The following is a 22856-nucleotide window of genomic DNA, read 5'->3' on the forward strand; positions in this document are numbered from 1 at the left end:
CATTACTCCCATCTGCTACATCCTTTATGCTTATCTTATTATAGCTTTAATTTCATTCAAATATTTTTCATCTTGAATATCTCCTACACCTTGCCCGGCCCCTGCTTCGCATACGTATTTATTTTTAATTTTAATTTTTGTTTTTGCTTGTCTTAAAAACCATTCGTATTCAATATCTACATGTCCTATATCAATGGCTTGATATCCCGCCTTATATAAATCGTATGCCAATACAGTAGCGGTAGGTCCAACTGCTAATAGAATTAATTTAGATGGATCAGTTTGTTTAGCTGCTGTTAAGATTTTATGATAATGTGAAAATGCATGTTCCTCTGGTACTAAAATTCTTTCAAGCGATTTAACATTATCAAACAAGTCATTTCCAACACCTAATCTACTCTTATTTCCTTCTATTACAACTACATCTCTGTCCTTCCATATTAAATTTAATAACATAAACCAATCTTTACATTTTGATTTATCACGGAAAGGATAATAAATTCTCGATATAAAAGAATTGTAATATATTTTTCCTTTTTTAAAATTTTTGTACCACTTTAATCTAAATTTCGCGATATGGAGACTCCAATAATCCCTTGGTTCATCTGCATATTTTGTTAGGTCTTGAAAGACATCTGGCAAACAAACTAAGAAATGACGATCTTCGCTTAACAATATTTCTCTTAACCTTTTGGACAACAAATGATCAGCTTGTTGAAATGTTATATCTCGATTCTGAATTAATTTAAACTCACCATCACCGTACCTAGCTACAGAAGCCTTATCATAAATTATTTTGGCTAAAGTGTCGTCTATAGATTGAATGATAGGCGGTCTAAACAATTTTTTCATAAACCAATCTTTCATAATAAGCGCTCTATTCATGCTTTGAATTTTTATATCAACCAATGTGTTCCAAACAAAAACCAACGTACTTTTTGCCTTTATTTTCCCCATACCGAACCCCCTTCTAAGTATTTCCTTCAATTGGATAGTCCATAAAATAATTATTCTCTTGCTATCCTTAGGTTAGGTAGTTCACTTAATTATTTTCTATTCTTTAACTGACCTTTTTCCTCCATGGAAAAGCAATTCTATTATTTGCTGCAGCCAGTTTCCGTCCCATTTTTATTGATGGAATTTCAATGAACTTATGACACAAGATTGACGCAGCTATCGTAATCACGAAAGAAACCAATAACGTGAAAAGGATAGATATTTTCCCATAAAGAACATGAATCGTCGTGAGCAAAACAATCGGATGCACTAAGTAAAGGCTATACGATATTTCCCCCATAAAATAAATAGGTTTCATTACTAATAACTTCGAAAATCGTTTTAGACTTAATGCAGAAAGAATAATCAAGGCTGCACCAAAAGATATATACCAATCAATCACGATAAGATATAGAGAATAATCCATTTCACCGACCAATTTTGATAATGGCATAAAAGGAATACGCGGATAATTAAAAAATAAAATACCGAAAGGAAGCAATAGATATTTTACTTTCGAGTCCATAGTCTTACTTATTAAATACTCTCTGTTTTTAGCTAGCAATGCGCCAATTATAAACATTGCGATATAATGGAGTGTAACAAAATAATTCGTCGATACTGGCGCATGAAACTCGCTTGGAATATTCATCATCAATAAATAACCAATAGCTGAAAGAATCATTGCTCCTCCAGTACTTATTTTCCAATCTACTTTAAGTAAGAGAAAAATAATGAAAGGAAATACTATAGAAATTCTCATCTCATGAACTAAAGACCAAATCACCATAATAAATGTATCCGAATTATATTCTCCTAAGAACAAAATATGCTGTATTACATTTTTAAAGGATAATTCACTGCCCCAAGAAGTAGCCCATCCGGTTAGTTCGGGTATTGTATCAATTTTAGAGTTTAGTATACTTGTGAAAATAATCGCCATAACCAAAATTAAAAAATAAGGAATATAAATTCTACATAGCCTCTTAATTAGATATTTAGAATAGTTAAATTCTTTATGTTGATAAAAAGGCAATGACAATACAAAACCACTTAGTACAAAGAACATTACTACCGCTGCATGACCATCCCATAAAATCTTTATATAGTTACTGTAATTTGAACTTATTATTCTTTGTCCAAACATAGGAAAAACAGTTAAAAAATGAGCTAACAATACCATTAATGCAGCAATGCCCCTAAGGGAATCTAACTCTTTATAACGTTTTATCATGATTTCTCCCTCTCTAAAAAAATACTTTCCACCAACTCAGATCTATTCTGTAAATTCATATTTTTAATACACTCCGCTTGTACATGCTCTACCGTGTATCTAAAAATAAGACAGAAAATGATTAGCTCCACTATAAACATAGTAAGCTATACATTTCTGTCCCAAAATTCCTTATAAAAATATCCTTTTGCGAAAGATCTTTATTCGATAAATCCTGTGCCATTCACTAGTTCTTCATACATTTTTCTCTTATCAGAATGAGATATATTCCCTTGAATAGTGAAGCTGCTATCATAAAATTTAGCAACACTACTTAATGTTCTATTCTTTTCTATGTAGCTCTCTACCGTAGATATGACTTTTGCCGGATTGCCAGCTACGATACTTCCTTCTGGTACGGATTTTGTTACTATACTTCCAGCTGCAACTATTGAGTTCTTACCTACAGTAACCCCTGGCATAATTAAAGCTCTTGCACCAATAAACACATTATCTTCTATAGTAATACTAGCAACTTTCGTATAACCATTTAATCTTTTTGTACTAGCATCATGGGCTAATAAATACGCTTGTGGTGCTATAGTAACATTGTTACCTATCCTTATTAGCCAGCAATGAGAGTAGTCAAACATTACTCCTGGTTGGATAGAACAATTATTTCCTATCTTCATTCCCAGCTTTATATAATCTTCTAACCATATTTCATCTAGTACAAACTTTTTCAATCTAGCCTTTAAAAAATTGACCAGTCTTTTTATCATACTCAATCACACGGCCTTAGAATTGTTAGATGCATTTATCATTCTAATACAGAACCCTTGAGTAAAGGGAAGTATATCAAACAGCATAGAGTATACACCTATGTCCTTTGTGTCGCCTTGTGAAAAATCAACTGCTCCATTCCTTTTCGTCACTTTCATTAAATACTGAATAGCCTTTTCTGCACTTTTTAAACATTCTTCTGAAATCTCTTCTATTTTTGCTGCCTGAAGCATAAACCAGCCTAATGTTGCTGTTGTAGAAGAGTCTGGTGTACATTCTGCCCTCGTTACCATCCAGTTCCAATTCCCGTTATTTTGCTGAAAACCCTGGGCAGCTTTGGCAAATCGTTTTACGCTTTCTTCTAGCTCGTATTTATGCTCACTATTTTCCGGAAGTTCATTCCAAGCATCGATAAGGCCTATAGCAAACCAACCAAGCCCTCTTCCCCATCCATATAATCCAAGAGGCGCTTTACTCTTCAGATCATAAGCATGACACGGTATATTATATTGATTCAACATACCGTACTGTTCATATTCCTTAATCTGCTTTACTGCTAAGTTTATACATTCAGCTTTTTTATATCGGACACCATAAGAAACTAAAAACGGGCATATGAAACCGATAGTATCTACATATCTATAATGCTTCATGAACTTTCTATATTGTACTGTGCCGTCTTCTCCTATATGGTCATGGATCATTTCCCAAACAGTATCTAATGCTTGTTTGTATGTATCTACGTCTACAAAATTTAGCTTCATAACAGCATAGGCAAGTATTGCACCATCTACATATTGAGGCTTATTTATCCATTGCCCATTACGATCGAATTTCGAATTTAAAAATTTCGTAATTTCATGCTTCACTTCTTTATCGTCGTTACACTTCAAATATTCCGCCAATCCCAGTAGTAAAGCTGCTTCTTGCCAGTGCTGTATAGCACGTTCTGTATAGTTCCCTTTCAGCATATCAATGGCTATTAATCTCGTATTATCCGTTACTTTAATTTTTGGTGTTTTATTTAGCCATTTCACACCTATATTAGTAATTGATTGATTCCATACATTTTGATTCGTATATCTTCCTATTTTTATTCTGCTTATCCAAGCTTTACATATAGGAACTAAATCAATCATTATGATAATTACTATTACAACAAGTAATGTAAAAGCTACTGCTTGTATAATCATATGATTATGTCCTTTCTATACTACTTCAATAATGTGTATAATTTTTCTATCTCCGACTCGGTTCCCAGCTCTTCATTTGATAAATTCTGTATTAATTTATTCCTTAACTTTTCATCATGTATCATTTTTTGAATGCCTTCTGCAATTGCATTGCTGTTCATCTCTACAATAATCCCGTTTTCTTCGTGCTTTATTTGATCTTTAGCTGTACTGAAGTTTGTTACCACTATTGGTTTATGTAGTATTTTTGCTTCGTCTATTGCAATCGATTTCCCTTCAAATCTAGATGGTTGAACATATATATCGGCTTCTTTTATATATGGATATGGATTTTCTTTCATTCCTAGCAGAAAAAAATGCTCTTGGAGATGGTTCTCTTCTATCATTGTTTCTAGCTTATTCCGTTCCTCGCCTTCGCCAACGATATACCACTTTATTTCATATCCATTTTGAACAAGATTTTTACATGCCTTTACAGCAAAATCGAATCCTTTTTCATTGCTTAATCTCCCTACAGAAACAAGTTTTATCCCCTTATGCTTTATATCTGCTTTTTCTTGCGACATTTTATAAATCATACTTGGAGATACTATGTTATGAAGAACACCTATCTTATCCTTGTATATAGGGAATCTTTGTTTTAAAACATTCGCGCATTCTTCTGACACTGTTACGATATGATCTAATGAACGAAAATACTGCATGTCAAGGTTAGCATCCATTCCGAACTTGTCATAGTCGGTATGGATAAAGCCAATTTTTTTGTTTGCCTTTACCTTATCTATACAAAAGTAAACGGGGTTCTTTTCTAAGTACCCAATTGCTACATCATATGTTTTATGAAGAGTTTGCAAAGATTTAGATAAATAACGCCAAACCCTTTGTTCGCAACGAGCACTGTTTTTCTCACTTCTAAATATGTAGCCTGCACAAACCCTCGATAAAGCGATATTGATTTTTCCTTGCCGCAAGCATTGCATAATAGCTGCTTTTATGGACATATCAAACAACCGGTACTCAGAAGGTTCTTCTAATATATTTACTTGAGCAGGTATTTTATTAAAGAATAAACCTTCATGCTTAAATAGAAATAAATCTACATTATAACGAGAGTAATCAATCGTATTCAATAGAGAAATTAATGACTTCTCAGCTCCACCGCAGTTCAAATTATTAATAACAAATAATATGTCTTTTTTCATGCTAATCACCTTTTATAGAATTCCGTAGAGCTTGTTTATTTCTGTTTCAGTCCCTAATGTTTCTGTAGATAAATAGTTTATGAGCCTTTCTCGCAATTCTATGTTTTTAATGAGATTTTCAATTTCAGTTGCTATCCCTTCCTCGGACATATGAGCAATGATTCCATTAATTCCATGATGAATTTGATCTTTTGCAGTTTCAAAGTTAGTTACTACTATTGGTTTATGCAGTATTTTTGCTTCATCGATTGCAATAGACTTCCCTTCATATCTAGATGGTTGTACATATATATCTGCTTTTCTAATATAAGGATATGGATTTTCTTTAACTCCTAATAGCTTAAAATGGTTTGATAAGTGATAGTCTTCTATCAATCTTTCTAATGTATCCCGGTCATCCCCGTCTCCTAGCACATACCATTTAATCCTGTACCCTTTATCAAGAAGTAGCTTACAAGACTTTACTGCTAAATCTACGCCTTTTTCGCGGCTTAATCTGGCAACAGTTATAATACTTGTATAATTGTTATCAAATAAGTCATCATCTTTTGTAGCCCTTTTAGATAAATCGTGTATCATCTGGGGTGCTACTATATTGTGTATAACCGCAATTTTATTTGTCAGATGTGGAAAATTGTCTTGTAATGATTTTGCACACTCATCTGAAACTGTTATGATATGATCAAGTTGTTCAAAATAGGCAGTATCAAATTTATAATCCATTCCTGAATCTGAATAGTTTGTATGAATCCATCCGATCTTCTTTTTAGCCCGCACTTTATCAATCACAAAATATATGGATGATTTTTCAAGATATCCTATTGCTGCATCATACTCTTTTTCTAAAGTTTCAAATGATTTGCTTTGATATTTCCACGTATACTGTTCTGAAATAGCAGCTTCCTTTATCACTCTATTCTTAATAGCGAATAACGATCTTGCATACGCCAAGTTAATCTTTCCATTCTTTAAAAAGTTCCCTATTGAATGTTGGAAGCTACGTGCAAATACCTGATAATCACTTGGCAGATCTAATATAGTTACTTCCTTCGGTAGTGAATTTATAAATATCCCTGTTTTACTGAATAGAAATAAATCCACATTATACAAACTGTAGTCTATTTGAGATAGCAAATTTACTAAGCTTTTTTCCCCACCGCCAGCAGATAAACTAGGCATAACAAACAGTAGATTTTTTTTCATAATGTACCTCAAATTACTTAGCCAATTCTTTTAAATATTCTACTGCTTTATACGACATCTTCTTTATATTAGGGATAGATTTCTGTAATGTTTGTCTTAATTGTGTTTCTTCGCTTACCATCTCATCAAATTTAGCTTTTAGTTTCTCACTGTTTGATATTTCTTCTAACCCTAAAACTAATTTTTCTTCTCCAAATATATCTTTCGATATTCCTTTTGACTTTATGCTATACCCTAACACCATAGTCGGAACATAATTCGAATACGCTGCTATAGTCGCATGTGTTCTAGCTCCTATGAAGAATCTCATTCTAGCGATATATCCCTTATATTGTATTGCATTTAAGTCATTTGGCAGTATGATTACTCTCCCAGTATTTTTGAATTCCTCATAATATTTATATAAAACTTCATAATCATTATTTCCATCGATTATAACATGAGGTGTAAGAGCAATCGTTAAATCTGTAGTATTTAATATATGATTTATTAATTCTCTCACTGCACCTTGGGAGTCTTTATTTCTCTCCCATACAAGTGGGCTAAAGTTTAATCCAACTGTATTACCTTCCTGCCATCCCTTAGGCAGTTCCAGTTCCTCTTTTTCCATAGTAAATGCCGGATCAGCACATAATTTAACATTATTGAGCCCCTTACTTTTTAACATATTATAAGTAAGGCTTTCACGAGCTAGTATTGCATCAAACAACTTTAAGTCCTCTAATTTTTTCTCAGACATGTCCTCTTCACCGATAGAACATCCCCATAAAACCAATTTTTTCCCTTGTGCTTTTACTCTTCTATCTATCTCATACAATGCAGGCTGCTCTCCGTAACAATAGTTATCTCCACCTATAGATAAGCATACATCTACATCTTTTATACGTTTAATGATGTTATTTTCTATTTTAGCTAATGCATAAGATTCATCATTGAAAAGCTTTACTTTAAGTACAGCCATCCACCAATCATAGGAATACTTCTTTATATCACTGCTAGAACCATCATATATTTCATCCAACTTTGGAATAATCTTGTCCGTTTCTGGTTTACTTGATACTAAGTACACTTTTGCGTCATCTTTTTTCTCTTTTATAATACTCGTAGAAGAACGAACTATTGCTTCGCATCCTCTATTTAAACTGCCTCCATGGGCAAACATCATAATTTTCATATTAACCTCTCCCAATACTATTTACTTCGAAATCTACTGTAAGCAACAGCACAATATAGTCCAATTGCTGACTTTTTCCTTATCATGTTTATCACAGCTTTCTCATATCTTCCTAATTTACTATAATTTTCACTGCAATAGATAGATAACGCTTCTCTAACATATTTGTTTTGAATCATATTTTTTACATATTTATACCTCATACTAAAACTTACATCTTTAGATGGGGTAAAATAAATATATATATAAGACATTACATTATTTATAAATTTTATTGATTTTAACTGGTGCACCATTACTTTGTCGACCTTATCAGTATATATTTGTGGCAAGTCCATGTTATACACTTCTACAGCTCTCTTAAAATAATCTTTTTCTACTATGTTTCTAGTGGCACTGCCCGTTACCTCTCTATAATGGTATCCAGCATAATTTATATATTTCATACTAGTTGCATTACTAAAGAATTCAATGTTAAACATTCCGTCTTCTCCTAATGTAACTTTTTCCGGAAATTTCACATCATTTTCATTCATTATTTTATTTTTATAAATTTTATTCACAGCGGTATTTAAATGATCTGTCTTAAGAAAATAAGGCAATAGTTCCTGGTATATATATTCTTTTTTAAGAACAGTGTCTACTGGAAATGGGTACCTTATCGCTACCTTATGTCCTTCCATTTCGCCGTTAATATTTGATATAACTACATCACAATCATCTTGCTTTGCAGAGTTATATAATATTTCATACATCTTTCCCTCTATGTAATCATCAGCATCAACAAATCCAACATATTCCCCAGTTGCTACACTCAACCCTTTATTCCTTGCAATACTTACACCCTGATTTTCTTGATTTATAAGTATTATTCTACGATCTAGTTCTTTATAGCCCTCAATAATTTCTCTACTATTGTCCGTCGAACCATCATTAATAAATATAAATTCACATTGCTCTAGTGTTTGATTTAAAAGTGATTCCACACACTGTGTAATATATTTCCCTGCATTATAAACCGGTATTATTACACTTACTTTTATGCTCATGCCTAAATCCCGCCTCTACCAGAATACCCTGCATTATAATAATTGATATATTTGTAATATAATCTCCTAAATAATCTGTTTTAGTGTTCTATAATTTTATATAATTTATTTAACTCATAGCTATTACTATAATCCATACTTTTTAAATGATGAATCAATGTATTTCTGAGCTTATCATCTTTATATAGAGTTTCAATCCCTTTAACTAACCCCTCAATACTTGAATCACATATTATACCTTCAACCTCATCTTCCAACTGACTACCTGCAGTAGGATAATTCGTAATCAATATAGGTCTCTCAAGTATTTTAGCCTCTGTAACTGTAACTGCTTTTCCCTCGTATCTAGACGGCTGCACGTATAAATCACATGCTTTCATATATGGATATGGATTGGTTTGCTTGCCTAATAATATAAAGCTATCTTCTAAATTATTCTTTGCTATTAATTCTTTAAGAGTAGCTTCATCTGAGCCATATCCTATCACATACCACTTTATATTATTAAATCCTTTGTCATGTAAAACTTTAAGTGCTTTTATAGCACGATCAAATCCTTTGGCATAGGACAATCTTCCAACTGATACGATATTAAAAGTTCCATTATCTTCCTTGTCAAAACCTACAACATTAGCGGCCATTTTCCGAATAAACTCTGGTGAAGTAATATTTTCTATAAGCAAGATTTTCTCTCTCAGTGATGGGTATACAGTCAAGAACGTTTTTGTACATTCATCCGATATAGATGCAATATAATCAAACTTATTCCACATAGTAACATCTATTTCATTATCAATTTCTAACGTACTATAATCTGTATGGATCCAAGCTATTTTTTTATTCGCATTTACATTATCTGCTAAAATGTCGTGCGGCCATGCATAACTAATTGCAAAGTCATACTTTTTTTTCTGTTTAGGCAAGAAGTATGATACATATTTTGAAACAAGCTGCATCTGAATGTATCCTGATCCTTCTTTAAATTGCCTTTGTTTTGATTTCCTACCTGCAATATACTTGCTTACTATTCTTATAAATGATGCTAAAAAATAGCCTTCTTGTATACATTGCCTAATGGATTTTCTAAATACAGTATATTTACCTATTTGCGGTAACACATTAACTTTATTAGGAATTAAATGTATGAAATCTCCTGTGTGATTTAATATTAGTAAATCTACGTTATATTTGTTATAGTCAAAGGTTTCTAGCATATTAATTAAGCTTCTTTCCACACCGCCGATTTCCATATCATAAATAGAAATTAAAATATTCTTTTTCATGTAATTCCCCGCGTTCATATTTTGTTCTTGATATAAGTGACATCATTATACATTCTGAAAATATATAGACGATACTTTCACATGAACCACTTCAACTAGTGCGATTGATACATACGTTTTCTCGTTTATTTACAAACAGTGTATTTGAAGGAATATGTCCTTTTACAACACTTCCAGCAGCTATCACAGTATTATCACCTATAAACGTATCTCTCAATATAACTACATTAGAACCAATCCAAACATTCTCCCCTATCTTTACTTCACCCTTTATTAAGTGACCATCTTCAATGTTCTTATAATTATGGTCATGGTCATTAATACTTACATTAGGAGCTATCTTTGTATTTCTTCCAATTGATATTTTATTTATACAATTAATGTTACAGTTATCATTAATAAACACTTTCTCGCCTATATTTAGTACCCCATTAAAATCAATACGAATACTCGCATTTTTTCGAACAAACACAAATTTCCCAATATTAATTTTTGAATGCTTATTAAAAATCTCTATCCTACTTTTTGTTTGGAGTGAAAAGATTGAGCAATTTATATTACGGAAGTATATTAACTTATAGAAAGCGCCTCTTAATACACCGATTAAGTGTGAAATATTCATCAACACCGCAAAGTATAACCCTCTGTTACGACTTTCTGTAGCTAGCGTTTGGAATATTTTTTTAAATATATTAATCATGCATTTTCTCCTTAAAAACTTCTTTTTGCCCCACATGTTTTCTTAACTTAGCAATATTATCCCCACCTATAATTTTTGCTAAAATTAATTTTATTTTACTCTTTATCCGCGTTTTAGGTGGTAACCAACTCTTATGAAAATGATGCATGGCATATGTATTTTCCGTTATAAATTTTCTACAATTAATATAGTCATATGGTGAGAAATACGTTTGTGGATAGAAGGTTCCTATCCCTTCTATTTCCTGATACTCTCCATTTGTTATTAACCCTCGATTTTTTAATATCTCCGTTACAATAGCCACATTCGTCAAATCATCATAGCTGCCATCCTCTTTAATGAAGTCCTTTTCTTCATATGAATCTAGAAATGTTTTTATAAACTTATTTCCTTTAGCTGCTCCTATTGTGCTTGTAGCTATGTAATTTTCTTGTTCAAATCCCCAAAATGAATCATGGTGCAATAGATTATTAAAAGATTTAAATACCTCTACATCAGTATCCAAATAAATACCGCCATAATAATATAAAGCATGTACTCTAACATAATCACTTACAAATGCAAATTTGCCAGATCTATATGCCTCTTTTACATATGAATTACAGTTTATATCAAAATTATCTTCATTCCATTCTATTATTTCATATTCCGATAGATTCTTTTCCCAACTCTCTATACATCTTTTTACAATATCAGATTTTTCATTTCCTCCAAACCAGCAGTAATGTATAGTTCTGGGTATTTTTTCGATTTTTTTCACTTTAAAGCCTCCTCTTTAAAGTAGGAAGTCCCCTTTTTTTATGCTCTATTCGTTATACTTATTCAAATATAACTTTAAAGTTTTATAAAGTTACTTCCATATCCAACGCCTGAAAGGCTTACTACACATTCATAGTAGTAATACATCATATAGAATAATAAAATAGCATAATAAATAAGCTTTTGATCTTTTTTCGTAAAAACTTTTACAACCCAAGAAATTAATATTAATTGATACAATCCAAAATAAATAGAAAATCTAGCAAATATCCAGTTTTGTGTTGAAATAATCATAAAGACAAGTCCTAGTATAGACATATTTACAATAGAATCGCTTTTGGGAAACAACTCTCTTAATCTTTCTTTCCCTAGGTAAGCGAGAAGAATTGGTGCAGCATAAACAATAACCCTAAGTATATTTGCACCGCCCTCAGAAAAGTTTTTATACTCACTATATTGACTATTTTCTATCACCGTAAATAAAGCATCCATAAATTGATTAAACCCTATAACGATAAATACAGCGCAAACGAGAAGAATATATGTTTGTTTTGACCAAGCTTCTTTCCTAACTATAAAATAAATAGGAATGAGGATAAGCGCAGTCTGGTGTACAGTTGATGTAAACAGGATAATTAAAATATACTTTTTCCAATTGTCTTCGAGTATATATTTCGTTGCAGCAAATACAATCGCAGCCGCCAAAAATTGCCTTATTCCATTCATTGAAGTTAAAAACATGCCACCTGTTATATATACAAATAAACTTAACTCAAACATTCTTGCATATTTATATAATACAATCACAATTAATGTGTTTGTAATTAACGCCGTTACAAAAATCAGAAGTTGCGGATCATGGGAAAAATTTTGTAAAAACATCTGATAGATATTAAATCCAATGTCCTTTTGCGACTTAATAGTTTCCCAGCTAAAATTCAAAGTAGCATATGAATGCATATAGGCAAAAGTATCTCCAATATTATTACGAAGGCCAGATACTAATATTAAAATTGTCATAGCGCAAAATGCTAAAAATTTATTCGGTTTGACAAAAGATTCTACCGTAACAGCCGGTTTAGAAAAATACCTTGCAAAGAAAGAGAAAAAATAAACTAAAGCAAGATTCATCCATAACACAGTCATTTACCAATCACTTCCACATCGTAAGCATATATTACTACATTCCTATTCTTTTTATTTATACTTCTCTTTGTCTTATTTACTCTTCAAAACAGTAGCTTTATTTGTTTTCATAATATAACAATAAAGTAACAAGCCGAATGGCGTTGCTAGGAAGGTAGTCCATTTACACGGTGACTCTTTTAAAAATCTATAGTTTTTTATTATCAAATTACTAGACACATAATGCATACACTCTCGAAATCTGTCTTTAAATGAAGGTGCATATTGCATAGCAATTTTTCTAAAAAAAGAAAAACCACGTGGGTTTTTCTTATACTGCTTAATAATGTTCATACTTGACCCATCATCTAAATATTCTACAAAGCACAACACTTCATTCATAATAAGTAAGGGACATTCTTGATCAATAACAATATACTTATAACTAAGTGGACAATACTTTTCCCCTGGAAATATTGGATAAGGCGGGGAATTACGTGTCAGTTCGGATCGATATACAAGTTTTTTATCACCTTTTACGTTATGTTTCACATATAAGTCTGAAAGTTTAGATGCCCTTAAATCAGACGGCATCTTTGTTCCGATAATGTTTCCATTCTGATTTGCATCCAAGCCAACTATACCAGCATAACGATCACTTCCGTTTTGTTCCCAAAACGAAAGAATTTTCTCCACAGCATCATCAGCCATATAATCATCAGAGTCTATACAAACATTTAGTTCTGTGTCAATTAATTCATAAGCTGTATTGTGAGCCCCGTGCATTCCTTGATTTTCTTGATAGTGATAACGAATTGGAACTAAGTCCTCTGAAATCCACTTTTCCACAAGTTCTTTCGTGTTATCTGTAGATCCATCATCAATGATTAACCAAATAAAGTCTTTAGAAGTTTGTCTTTTCAAACTTTCGTAACATAGATGTAATGTATATGCACGATTAAATGCTGGTGTAAAGACCGTTAAAGTAGGACCCATCAAAAAAACCTCCAGAAATCTAAGTTTGTTTAACATTTAACTATGAATTAAATAATAATCCGTTAGCCATTTTGCCATCGTAGCAGTGTTATATCCGTTTTTACTTAATAAATCAGATGTATCTTCATGTTCATATGATGAAGTAAGAATTTTTTTTGCCCACACTTCTGGCGTTTCCTTTAAGCTTACAAATTCTATTCGACCTGACACATCCGTTTCATCTGTTATCGAATCGGATACAACACATTTTAAGCCAGCAGCCTGCGCTTCAACCAATACAACAGGTAACCCTTCAAAAAGCGAAGGAAACAAAAATAAATCGAACCCTTGCATAAGGCGCGATATATCTCCTCTAACCCCTAAGAATCTCACATGAGACGATAAACCTAAGGCGGCCACCTTCTTTTCTATCAATGATCGTAATTGACCATCCCCTACCATAACAAGCAGGGAATTAGGATTCTTATCATGCACAGCTTTAAACACATCAATTAAGAAATCATGATTTTTTTGCTTATTAAATCTTCCGATATGTCCTAATACTAATTTATCTTCTGCACCTATTTCTTGCCTAATTTGCTTCCTGATTTCTTCATTATATTTAAACTCTTCTACATTAACTGCATTGTTCAGAACAGTTACTTCCTTAGATTCACATACCTTTCGTCCAAATAACCATTGTCCTGCATTTTTTGAACATGCAAAATACTTGGTAGGATTATCCTTCATAGAAAATCTCGCATACAAACGAAAAGGTAGCTTTATATCTATACCCAAATCGCTTAAATGACTATGCGCAATACGACAAGGAACACCCGCACGTTTGGCTGCTCCAAGTACAAAACTGCTATTTTCGTTAATATGAGAATGTACTACTTTATATTCAGGATGAGCAAGAAAGAATTTATCGAGTAATTTGAAATATAAACGATAATTACCAGGTCTTATTTGCGGCATTCGATAAATTCTTCCACCAAGACTCAATATCTCATCATCATAATGCCCTTTTTCATCTCTATGTACCATGAAATCAAACTGTATCTTATTACGATCAAGCTTTCGATAATAATTCATTAACATCGTTTCAAGCCCGCCACGATTCATGATTGTCACTACTTGCAATATACGATTCGGTTCCAATATTCTCCCCCTATCTAACTAATTTTCTAAGTTTATCAATTACTACTAAAATAAAATAAAATCCTAGCGTGAATCGGAATTTTGCACAAAAATAAAATACCCTCCAAGCAATTGAAAAATATTTAATCTCAAATTGCCTAAAGGATTGTTTGATGCGTTTATCCTTTAATATTGAATGTAACCTACTGATTTTCATCAAAGTAGATCCCTTATTTTCTTTGCTTATTGTGTTTAAGCCAAGCCCTAATGTACTAAGACATATGCGATTATTTAAGGCTATATAAAAATCTTTTTCCATTTCTTTTTTATCTAAGAAGGTTTCAATTATACCGTAAAGATTAAACCACTGATTCATTAAATTAGGCTTATAAGACGATGTAACTGATGTAGTGTTTACCCTCCAATAATGATAATAAGGTTTATTTATAAAAACAAAAGTTTTCGCATAATAAAAAGCGTATATATTAAAAAGCGAATCCTCATTAGTCCCTATTTTGCTAAGATCTACAAATTCAAGATTATTTTCTTTAAGAATATCTAAGCGATATAACTTTGACCACACTGTCCCCCATGCATCAAGAAGTTCTGGAGTTGCTATTTCTTCATTTAAAGGACCAATCAAACGTCTCATAACTTTTAATTGAACTTCTTTATTGTGATAACACACCTTTTCAGGAAGATTAAATTCTTTTATCTTTGAATGACTACCAAACTCTCGAACATATGTACACATAACAATATCAGCTTTTTCATCAACTGCGCTTTTATACATTGACTCATACATATCTTTATCTACCCAATCATCTGGATCAACAAAACCAATATATTCCCCTTTTGCTACACGTATCCCCTCATTCCTAGCTGAGGAAACTCCACCATTTTCCTTTTCAATCGTCACAATACGATTATCTTTTTTTGCATATTCATAAAGTATTTTTGCACTTCCGTCTGTTGAACCATCATTTACAGCTATAATTTCTATATCATTAAAACTTTGTGATAATAAACTATCCAAACATCTACTTAAGTATTGTTCAACATTATATATAGGAACTATCACACTAATTCTTGGTTTCATCTACATCCCTCAACATATATGGTATATAAATATTATTCAATTCAGTACTTACTTGGTCGATCGAGTATTTTTTTATTCTATTTACATTTTCAATCCCAATCTTTTCACGCAGTGCCCCTGAATGAATACACTCTAGTATTCGTGAGGCAAAAAGCTCTACCTCTGTAGGTGATACAAGATAACCATTTATTGTGTCCATTATAAGCTCCCTATGCCCTCTATTATCAGTAGCTATAACTGGAAGACCGCAAGCCATAGCTTCCATAATGTTAACAGGCAAGCCTTCACGAAGACTAGATGCAACAGCAACATCACATATTGGTAATAATGAGGCAATATCTGTTCGATATCCAAGAAAATGAACCATCTCGGCAATTCCAAGCTCAATAGCCAAGCTCTTACAATCTTCCATTAATGGACCATTTCCCGCGAGTAAAAGCTTTGCATTAGGTGCTTCGTCCCTTAGTAAGGCTACCGAATGAAGTAAAAATTGCTGATTTTTATTTTTGTTAAATTCAGCAGCATAAAACATTAGGAAATCATTTGGTTTGTAACCAAATTTGACCTTTAAATCTTTTTTATATTCTTCTTGTACCAATTTAAATTGTTCTGTATCTACACCTATTCCATGAACATGTTCAATGCAATTTGCTTTAAATCGATGTTTCACTGCAAGATTGTAATCTTCCGTATTGATTGTTATGAGACAATCTGTATAAGAAGCTAATCCTCTTTCAATTGGATAATATGCCAGCCAATTTATAAGAGGAGCTCCCTTACAAAAGTGAAATCCATGAGCTGTGTAAATCACCTTTGTTCCTTGTTTTCTTGCTTTTCTTGCAGCTAAACGGGCAAGAACTCCTCCCATAGGTGTATGACAATGAATAATACTGTACTTATTTTTATTGATAATTGATGATAGCTCCTTATATGCCTCAAAATTTTGCAGTTTAAAAGGTGATCTCTGAATAGGAATATCATATTTTTTATGTACATATGGAAGGTGCATATTACCACTTGCAGCAACATGTACCTCCCATCCCTGCTCTGCAAAGTATTTCATATATGGTAAATGAAATGCTTTAAAATGGTAATCTACTGTTGCACAAAACAACACTTTCTTAGGCAATTCAATCACACACCCATTTAACTATATTTTTGACTCAAGTACAGCTTCTACAAATCACTAATTCAATGTTGGCATTAATACTTTCGAAGCGTTATGTCTATTAGCCAGGTCTAATAATATGTTTCGTAATTCTTCTTTATCCAAATTAGAGTGTGTAGAGATAATCTTTTCGATTTCTTCTATATAAATATTAGTTTCTTTTCCTACATAAATTCTCGGATAAATTTGTTGTTCAATCATCTCATCATCTTTTAATAGCTCTTCAAAAAGTTTTTCTCCTGGTCTCATCCCGGTAAATTCTATTCCAATTTCTTCAACAGAATTTCCTGATAACTTAATTAAATTTTTTGCCAAATCAACAATCTTTACTGGTTCTCCCATATCTAATACGAAAATTTCTCCGCCCTTAGCTAATGCTCCCGCCTGTATAACTAGTCTTGATGCTTCTGGAATAGTCATAAAGTAACGAACCATATCTGGATGCGTAACTGTAACTGGTCCGCCTTTTTGAATTTGCTTCTTGAATAATGGAATTACACTCCCTCTACTTCCCAATACATTTCCAAAACGAACGGCAACAAACTTTGTTTGACTTATTTTATTTGTATATTGAACAATCATTTCAGCCAACCTTTTCGTTGCTCCCATAACATTTGTTGGATTTACTGCTTTATCAGAAGAAATCATAACAAACGTCTCGACATCGTGCCAACTTGCTGCTTTTGCAACATTCATCGTTCCCATCAAGTTATTTTTCACAGCTTCTTCTGGATTATATTCCATTAATGGGACATGTTTATGTGCAGCAGCATGATAGACAACATGTGGACGGTATTTATTCATCACTGACATCATTTTCTTACTATCTTGTATATCTGCAATTTCCGGAATAAATGTAATCTCCGTATTTCCATATAGCTCTCTCAGCTCCATTTCAATGGAGTAAATGCTATTTTCACCATGGCCTAATAAAACCAACTGCTTTGGATTAAATTTCGCCACTTGTCTACAAATCTCTGAACCAATTGAACCACCAGCACCAGTCACTAAAATGATTTTGTCAGTGATGTATTCAGAAATACTATTCATATCGAGTTCAATCGGACTACGTCCTAGCAAGTCTTCTACTTGAACATCTCGGAATTCATTAACTGAAACTTTCCCTGTTACTAAATCTTCTAGCATAGGAAGGATTTGCGTCTTTGCCTTTGTTTTTGAGCACTCTTTAAAAATAGCGTTCAATCTTTTTTTTCTAAGCGAAGGAATCGCAATTATAATACTCTCAATATTAAGTTCTTGAACAACACGCTCAATTTGATTTACTCCCCCAATGACTGGAATTCCTAAAATATCAAGATTATGCTTCTTCACATTATCATCAATAAATGCAACAGGTAATAATTCTGTATCATTGTTCTGTAGCAATTGTCTTACAACCATTGTCCCAGCAGAACCAGCCCCAATAATTAAAGTTTTCTTTTTCGTATCATCATTTTTAAAATACGCATCCCGGAACATCCGCCAAGTAAAACGGGACCCCCCAATTAACAAAATATGTATCATCCAAGTTATAACAAGTAATCGAAAATAGACTTCGTGTATCACTACTTTTTGTACCAAAGCTGTAGTAACGACAGAGAGTGTAATAGCTTTAAAAATAATTAATAATTCCCCTATGCTTGCATATTCCCATGCCTTTTTATACAACTTATAAATAAAAGCAAAAAAATGATGACTAAAGAGTAATGTTATAGAACTAATTACAGATGTTAATGTAATAACTCGAATACTACCATTTACAATAAAATAACTAAAATAAATCGCACTCAACACTATAAGTGAATCCATTAAAAGCAATAACGACAACCTTTGCCGGTACGTCATAAATTTCCCACCTTTTTAATCATTACTTTAAAAAAATTAAAGCTTTTAACTATGAGATCTTTTCAAAAAACCCATAGTTAAAACCTTTAATAAAATTTGGGCATTTAACCCACCCTCACACCACACTCTTGACGACTAGCATCTAAGGTTTATCTCAACCCACAGTATAGCCGAGTACCTCCATTGATATCGGTAAGGAGACATCACCATATTTAATCTTTCATTAAGAATCTTTTCGTACTTTATAAAGAACGAGTTAGCTTGAAATCTTATTATCTCGTTAAATAAATAATCTTTATATTTACAGAATACTCCTATATATTAGTTGAAATTCATTTTTACACTTCTCAATTGAGCAACTAATTATCATTCGAATTTCCTTTATAAGATACTGTATTTTATAGAATTTGCCGATGAATGACTTGTAAAAGGTATTTCATTCAACTTATATAAATTCATTTTGAAATTTCAATATACAAGTTTCTACTATGCAAAAAAGTGACCTGCACTTGCTTTTCTCTCTAATTTCCACTAGGTTGTAGTAGAAAAAAGTCCCAACCGCTTCAATGCATGGCCAGATACTCTCCTCTACCTAAAAAAGAATGATTTTTTGTCTTTTTAATTCATATCTATATATATATAAAACTTATTACTTATTGTTTAATATAGCTCCTACTAATTTCCCTTTTGTAAAACTTAGTAATCTTTTAGCTTCAATCGCATCCTCATTCATAGTACGGCTATAGTTTACTACTAATAGTGTCCCGTCACATTGATCAGCTAAAATACTTGTATCTGCTACCTCTAAAATCGGAGGAGAGTCAATTAATATGATGTCATACTGATCGATAACTTTTTGAATTAAATTCTCCATTACCACCGAACCAAGCAAATCAGCAGGATTAAGTGGAACTGGACCACTTGTTAATACATGTAGTCTTCCAATTCCCGTTTTCTTTACAGCCCCCTCCATTACTTTTTCCCCACTCAAAACACTTGTTAACCCAATTGTATTTTCAAGCTGGAATATTTCATGAATTGTTGGCTTTCGTAAATCAGCATCAATCACTAATACTTTTTCACCTTGTTGAGCTATGGAAACAGCCAAATTCGCTGCAATAGTTGATTTTCCTTCCCCAAATCTTGGAGAGGTAATAACTATGGTTTTATCTTTACCATTGATAGATGAAAACTGAAGATTAGTACGAATTGTACGATATTCTTCAGCGATCTTGGAATTTGGCATAGTATGAGTAACTAGGCTTTCATCCTTTCTTTCGTCTCTTTTTCTTCTGTTTTTGAAAACCACTTGCCTACCCCCCCTAGTGATATAAATTTCTTTTCACTGTATTTATCTATCATACTTCTCTCATTCATTTTAGAAATGCTTCCTAAAGTAGGAATATCTAATAATTTTTCAATAGCTCGTTCTGACTTAATCGTATCGTCCAAGGAATCTAATAAGAAAACAAGACCAATACTTAATACCAGACCAACAACGAAGGCAGTCATTATCGTTTTGCTATGATTTATATTTATTGGTACAGAGTATTTATTTTTTGCTGCCTCTGTTAAAATGCTAATATTATTAAAACCTAATATTCTTGCAGCCTCTTTCTTATAAACAGCTGCTGTAACATTTGCAATTTTAGCAGCCATTACTGGATCCGGATCAGCCACATTAATCTTCATAACTTGCGAACCTTGTACATTTTCAGTGCTTATTTGTCCACTTAACGCACTTGCTGGCCTATTAATATTCAATTCTGCAGCAACTTTCTCCATCACAACAGGTTCATTTACTAATACTTTAAGTGTACTCATAGATTCATTATTTGCTTGAATAAGTATTCTAGCAGAAGATGTGTATACTGGAGTTTTTAAGAAGATACTATTAATTGCTCCCACTAACATAATCATTAGTGTAACTACAATAATTACCCATTTCCGTCTTCTTATCACAGCAAATAAATTTTTAAGATTTATTTCCTTTTCCATGGTTTCCCCCTACATTTTTTATAAATGAATTTGACCTTTTAAACCAAACTCATTCATAAATCATTTTTATGCACAATTTATTATGCATAAAACCACCACTTTAATATAACAAAAGTGTTCTATTTAAAATAAATTTTAGTTCTTTATACAGAACAAGTCAACATAAATATTCTATATAGACTTCTTCCTCTTATACAGATTCTTTTTCTTTTCCATTACTATTCAATGTTATTGTTCTGAAATTAATAAAATCTCTTTTCATAAGTAATTCTTCTACGAAATCTCCAAATAACCCTCTATCATAAATTCATTTTAATTTTCCGACATATAGATTACTGCTATGCAGAAAAAAGGAATCTGCACTCCCTTCCCCCATTCAAGACCTAATCCCTTTACGTCATTAGAGTAGCCGTCAACCACACCAAATAAGCGGTACACGTAAATTAAGAAACGTTCTTTCAAATCCTGCGCCATAATCTCGTTAACTTTCTCATTATTAAATTATAATTTTTCTAAACAAATTATTTTATCTATTCCAAAAGTAACCATTTATAAATCCCCTTTATATACTTATATTTGGACGTATTTGCCAATATTACTTTTCAAAAGTTTATTTTACATTTACTTAGTCAAGTTCGCCAACACTTGACGGATCACCCTAAGAAGTCCTGTATACCCAGGAACTTCTTTTTTAACTTAATTTACAAAAATTATACCCCCTCAAAGTACATTACATTTTAAAAGTGTTTTATCCATAAAAGAGCTCCGAATATACATTAAGGACTTAAAAAGATTGAAGATAGAAAATAGAAGTAGAATAGTAGATACGTTAAAGGGGACTTATCTACCAAAGGTAGTATGCCATTTACTCCACAATTTAGATGGTTTATGTTTTCAATTAATAAGGAAAAAATACGTAATTTAGATTCACTAAAATGAAATATGAATAATGTTTTGACTCAAAAATTTTCCCTAATTTTTTGTGGCTATTTTTTTATTCAATTATATTCTTTATAAATGCACATTTACACTATAAAAAACTACATTTGTGCGTTTTTTTCTTTATACACAAATCCTTCATCACAATATATCTATTTATATGTTATACTAAATGACGCATTTACTTCAAGGGAGGATAACATAGTGAAAAAGTTTTTTAAATTTGGGTGTTTTGTTCTGATTGGAATATTTGTAATCATTGTTATCACAGCAATTATAGGTAGATCTAATGATAATCCAAAAGAGAAAACATCTACCGAATCAAAACAAACAACTACAAAAGAAACTGCTGCAAAAGAAACAGCTAAAACAGTTAGCTGGAACGATAAAATTAAAGAAGTTGCTTCAAGTGATAAAAACGCAACTGAAAAATCCGATGAAATTAGTAAATATGCACATGATTATAAACCGACAGACGATCAAGTTGAAAAATTCTTTAATGATATTATTAAAGAATATAAAGATAAAAATTATATTAAAGACATATCTAATCATGAGTACATGCTTACAAATATTTTCAAATCTCAAGTGGTTGAGAAAAATGCACAAGAAAAAGTAATGCAGGATTTTGCATTCGACTTCTTGCAAAACTCAAAATATAACTATCGTGGTGTTGAAAAACCAACAAGTGCAGCAACTTTAGCAAATGAAAGACAAATGGATAAATCATTAAATAAAATGCGTAAATAAAAGCAAAAGCTCTTCTCACATGAGAGGGCTTTTTCCTTTGTTCATTAAGTCTCGCGGAAAATTATCTTCTAAGTATCTAAACCGACAAATACACTTCCACAAAAACTTTAATACCTATCAATGCCGTGCAAATTCCTAGAATAACTAGTTTTTCACTTCTTCTCACCTTTCCGCCTAAAATCTACTATAAATAGATTAATACCCATTAATCTATATTGAAAAAAACAATATCAGATTACCGATATGCAAAATAACATAATAT

At 32.1% G+C, this 22856-nt stretch carries 20 protein-coding genes; 1 reads left to right on the forward strand and 19 read right to left on the reverse strand.

The window, feature by feature from the left end; all coding sequences use genetic code 11:
* Positions 1-30 precede the first annotated feature (30 nt).
* The 19 genes from PLX19_RS07940 to PLX19_RS08030 form a co-directional block, all read right to left on the reverse strand.
* Positions 31-957 (reverse strand): SP_1767 family glycosyltransferase, encoded by a 927-nt coding sequence (locus tag PLX19_RS07940; RefSeq protein ID WP_272187990.1) that lies wholly within the window; start codon positions 955-957, stop codon positions 31-33.
* Positions 958-1060: 103 nt separating this feature from the next.
* A complete protein-coding gene (locus PLX19_RS07945) occupies positions 1061-2230 on the reverse strand; it encodes an acyltransferase family protein (protein WP_272187991.1) in 1170 nt (389 codons plus the stop codon).
* Between the two features lie 200 nt (positions 2231-2430).
* Complete coding sequence (locus PLX19_RS07950) at positions 2431-2955, reverse strand: acyltransferase (RefSeq protein ID WP_272187992.1); 525 nt, start codon at positions 2953-2955, stop codon at positions 2431-2433.
* A 42-nt stretch (positions 2956-2997) separates the two neighbouring features.
* Positions 2998-4185 (reverse strand): glycoside hydrolase family 88 protein, encoded by a 1188-nt coding sequence (locus tag PLX19_RS07955; protein ID WP_272187993.1) that lies wholly within the window; start codon positions 4183-4185, stop codon positions 2998-3000.
* A gap of 20 nt (positions 4186-4205) precedes the next feature.
* Positions 4206-5387 (reverse strand): glycosyltransferase, encoded by a 1182-nt coding sequence (locus PLX19_RS07960; protein ID WP_272187994.1) that lies wholly within the window; start codon positions 5385-5387, stop codon positions 4206-4208.
* Between the two features lie 12 nt (positions 5388-5399).
* Positions 5400-6590: a glycosyltransferase gene (locus PLX19_RS07965; RefSeq protein ID WP_272187995.1), complete on the reverse strand. Its 1191-nt coding sequence runs from the start codon at positions 6588-6590 to the stop codon at positions 5400-5402.
* A gap of 13 nt (positions 6591-6603) precedes the next feature.
* Entirely contained in the window at positions 6604-7764 is a 1161-nt protein-coding gene (locus PLX19_RS07970; RefSeq protein WP_272187996.1) for a polysaccharide pyruvyl transferase family protein, read from the reverse strand.
* Between the two features lie 17 nt (positions 7765-7781).
* A complete protein-coding gene (locus PLX19_RS07975) occupies positions 7782-8813 on the reverse strand; it encodes a glycosyltransferase (protein ID WP_272187997.1) in 1032 nt (343 codons plus the stop codon).
* A gap of 80 nt (positions 8814-8893) precedes the next feature.
* Positions 8894-10096, reverse strand: a complete 1203-nt coding sequence (locus PLX19_RS07980; protein ID WP_272187998.1) for a glycosyltransferase — start codon at positions 10094-10096, stop codon at positions 8894-8896.
* Between the two features lie 91 nt (positions 10097-10187).
* Positions 10188-10796, reverse strand: coding sequence for an acyltransferase (locus PLX19_RS07985; protein ID WP_272187999.1), 609 nt, complete (start codon positions 10794-10796; stop codon positions 10188-10190).
* The gene (locus tag PLX19_RS07990; RefSeq protein WP_272188000.1) at positions 10789-11556 is read right to left on the reverse strand and encodes a glycosyltransferase family 32 protein; all 768 of its coding nucleotides are present in this window, start codon (positions 11554-11556) and stop codon (positions 10789-10791) included. The genes PLX19_RS07985 and PLX19_RS07990 overlap by 8 nt, the downstream gene beginning before the upstream one ends.
* Before the next feature lie 74 nt (positions 11557-11630).
* Positions 11631-12701, reverse strand: a complete 1071-nt coding sequence (locus PLX19_RS07995; protein WP_272188001.1) for an EpsG family protein — start codon at positions 12699-12701, stop codon at positions 11631-11633.
* Positions 12702-12773: 72 nt separating this feature from the next.
* Entirely contained in the window at positions 12774-13676 is a 903-nt protein-coding gene (locus tag PLX19_RS08000) for a glycosyltransferase family 2 protein (RefSeq protein ID WP_272188002.1), read from the reverse strand.
* Positions 13677-13712: 36 nt separating this feature from the next.
* Positions 13713-14816 (reverse strand): glycosyltransferase family 1 protein, encoded by a 1104-nt coding sequence (locus PLX19_RS08005; protein WP_272188003.1) that lies wholly within the window; start codon positions 14814-14816, stop codon positions 13713-13715.
* 10 nt (positions 14817-14826) lie between these two features.
* A complete protein-coding gene (locus tag PLX19_RS08010; RefSeq protein ID WP_272188004.1) occupies positions 14827-15894 on the reverse strand; it encodes a glycosyltransferase family 2 protein in 1068 nt (355 codons plus the stop codon).
* Positions 15878-17023, reverse strand: a complete 1146-nt coding sequence (locus tag PLX19_RS08015) for a glycosyltransferase family 4 protein (RefSeq protein ID WP_272188342.1) — start codon at positions 17021-17023, stop codon at positions 15878-15880. Before PLX19_RS08015 ends, PLX19_RS08010 begins: the two co-directional genes overlap by 17 nt.
* A gap of 57 nt (positions 17024-17080) precedes the next feature.
* On the reverse strand, positions 17081-18907 hold the full coding sequence (locus tag PLX19_RS08020) for a polysaccharide biosynthesis protein (RefSeq protein ID WP_272188005.1): 1827 nt from the start codon (positions 18905-18907) through the stop codon (positions 17081-17083).
* Between the two features lie 649 nt (positions 18908-19556).
* Positions 19557-20216, reverse strand: a complete 660-nt coding sequence (locus tag PLX19_RS08025; protein WP_272188006.1) for a CpsD/CapB family tyrosine-protein kinase — start codon at positions 20214-20216, stop codon at positions 19557-19559.
* Positions 20165-20905, reverse strand: coding sequence for a YveK family protein (locus PLX19_RS08030; protein ID WP_272188007.1), 741 nt, complete (start codon positions 20903-20905; stop codon positions 20165-20167). Before PLX19_RS08030 ends, PLX19_RS08025 begins: the two co-directional genes overlap by 52 nt.
* Positions 20906-22048: 1143 nt before the next feature.
* Here PLX19_RS08030 and PLX19_RS08035 point away from each other — a divergent pair.
* The gene (locus PLX19_RS08035; protein ID WP_272188008.1) at positions 22049-22594 is read left to right on the forward strand and encodes a hypothetical protein; all 546 of its coding nucleotides are present in this window, start codon (positions 22049-22051) and stop codon (positions 22592-22594) included.
* Positions 22595-22856: the final 262 nt, after the last annotated feature.

It is taken from the genome of Bacillus sp. BP-3, assembly GCF_028401955.1.
Classification (GTDB): Bacteria; Bacillota; Bacilli; order Bacillales; family Bacillaceae_G; genus Bacillus_A.

What these genes read in the sequence shown, in the direction of transcription:
- PLX19_RS07965 (WP_272187995.1), bottom strand. Translation starts at nt 6,590, where the DNA reads ATGAAAAAAAATCTACTGTTTGTTATGCCTAGTTTATCTGCTGGCGGT.
- PLX19_RS07960 (WP_272187994.1), bottom strand. Translation starts at nt 5,387, where the DNA reads ATGAAAAAAGACATATTATTTGTTATTAATAATTTGAACTGCGGTGGA.
- PLX19_RS08000 (WP_272188002.1), bottom strand. Translation starts at nt 13,676, where the DNA reads ATGGGTCCTACTTTAACGGTCTTTACACCAGCATTTAATCGTGCATAT.
- PLX19_RS08020 (WP_272188005.1), bottom strand. Translation starts at nt 18,907, where the DNA reads ATGACGTACCGGCAAAGGTTGTCGTTATTGCTTTTAATGGATTCACTT.
- PLX19_RS07955 (WP_272187993.1), bottom strand. Translation starts at nt 4,185, where the DNA reads ATGATTATACAAGCAGTAGCTTTTACATTACTTGTTGTAATAGTAATT.
- PLX19_RS07985 (WP_272187999.1), bottom strand. Translation starts at nt 10,796, where the DNA reads ATGATTAATATATTTAAAAAAATATTCCAAACGCTAGCTACAGAAAGT.
- PLX19_RS07945 (WP_272187991.1), bottom strand. Translation starts at nt 2,230, where the DNA reads ATGATAAAACGTTATAAAGAGTTAGATTCCCTTAGGGGCATTGCTGCA.
- PLX19_RS07970 (WP_272187996.1), bottom strand. Translation starts at nt 7,764, where the DNA reads ATGAAAATTATGATGTTTGCCCATGGAGGCAGTTTAAATAGAGGATGC.
- PLX19_RS07975 (WP_272187997.1), bottom strand. Translation starts at nt 8,813, where the DNA reads ATGAGCATAAAAGTAAGTGTAATAATACCGGTTTATAATGCAGGGAAA.
- PLX19_RS07940 (WP_272187990.1), bottom strand. Translation starts at nt 957, where the DNA reads ATGGGGAAAATAAAGGCAAAAAGTACGTTGGTTTTTGTTTGGAACACA.
- PLX19_RS07980 (WP_272187998.1), bottom strand. Translation starts at nt 10,096, where the DNA reads ATGAAAAAGAATATTTTAATTTCTATTTATGATATGGAAATCGGCGGT.
- PLX19_RS07995 (WP_272188001.1), bottom strand. Translation starts at nt 12,701, where the DNA reads ATGACTGTGTTATGGATGAATCTTGCTTTAGTTTATTTTTTCTCTTTC.
- PLX19_RS08030 (WP_272188007.1), bottom strand. Translation starts at nt 20,905, where the DNA reads ATGGAAAAGGAAATAAATCTTAAAAATTTATTTGCTGTGATAAGAAGA.
- PLX19_RS08010 (WP_272188004.1), bottom strand. Translation starts at nt 15,894, where the DNA reads ATGAAACCAAGAATTAGTGTGATAGTTCCTATATATAATGTTGAACAA.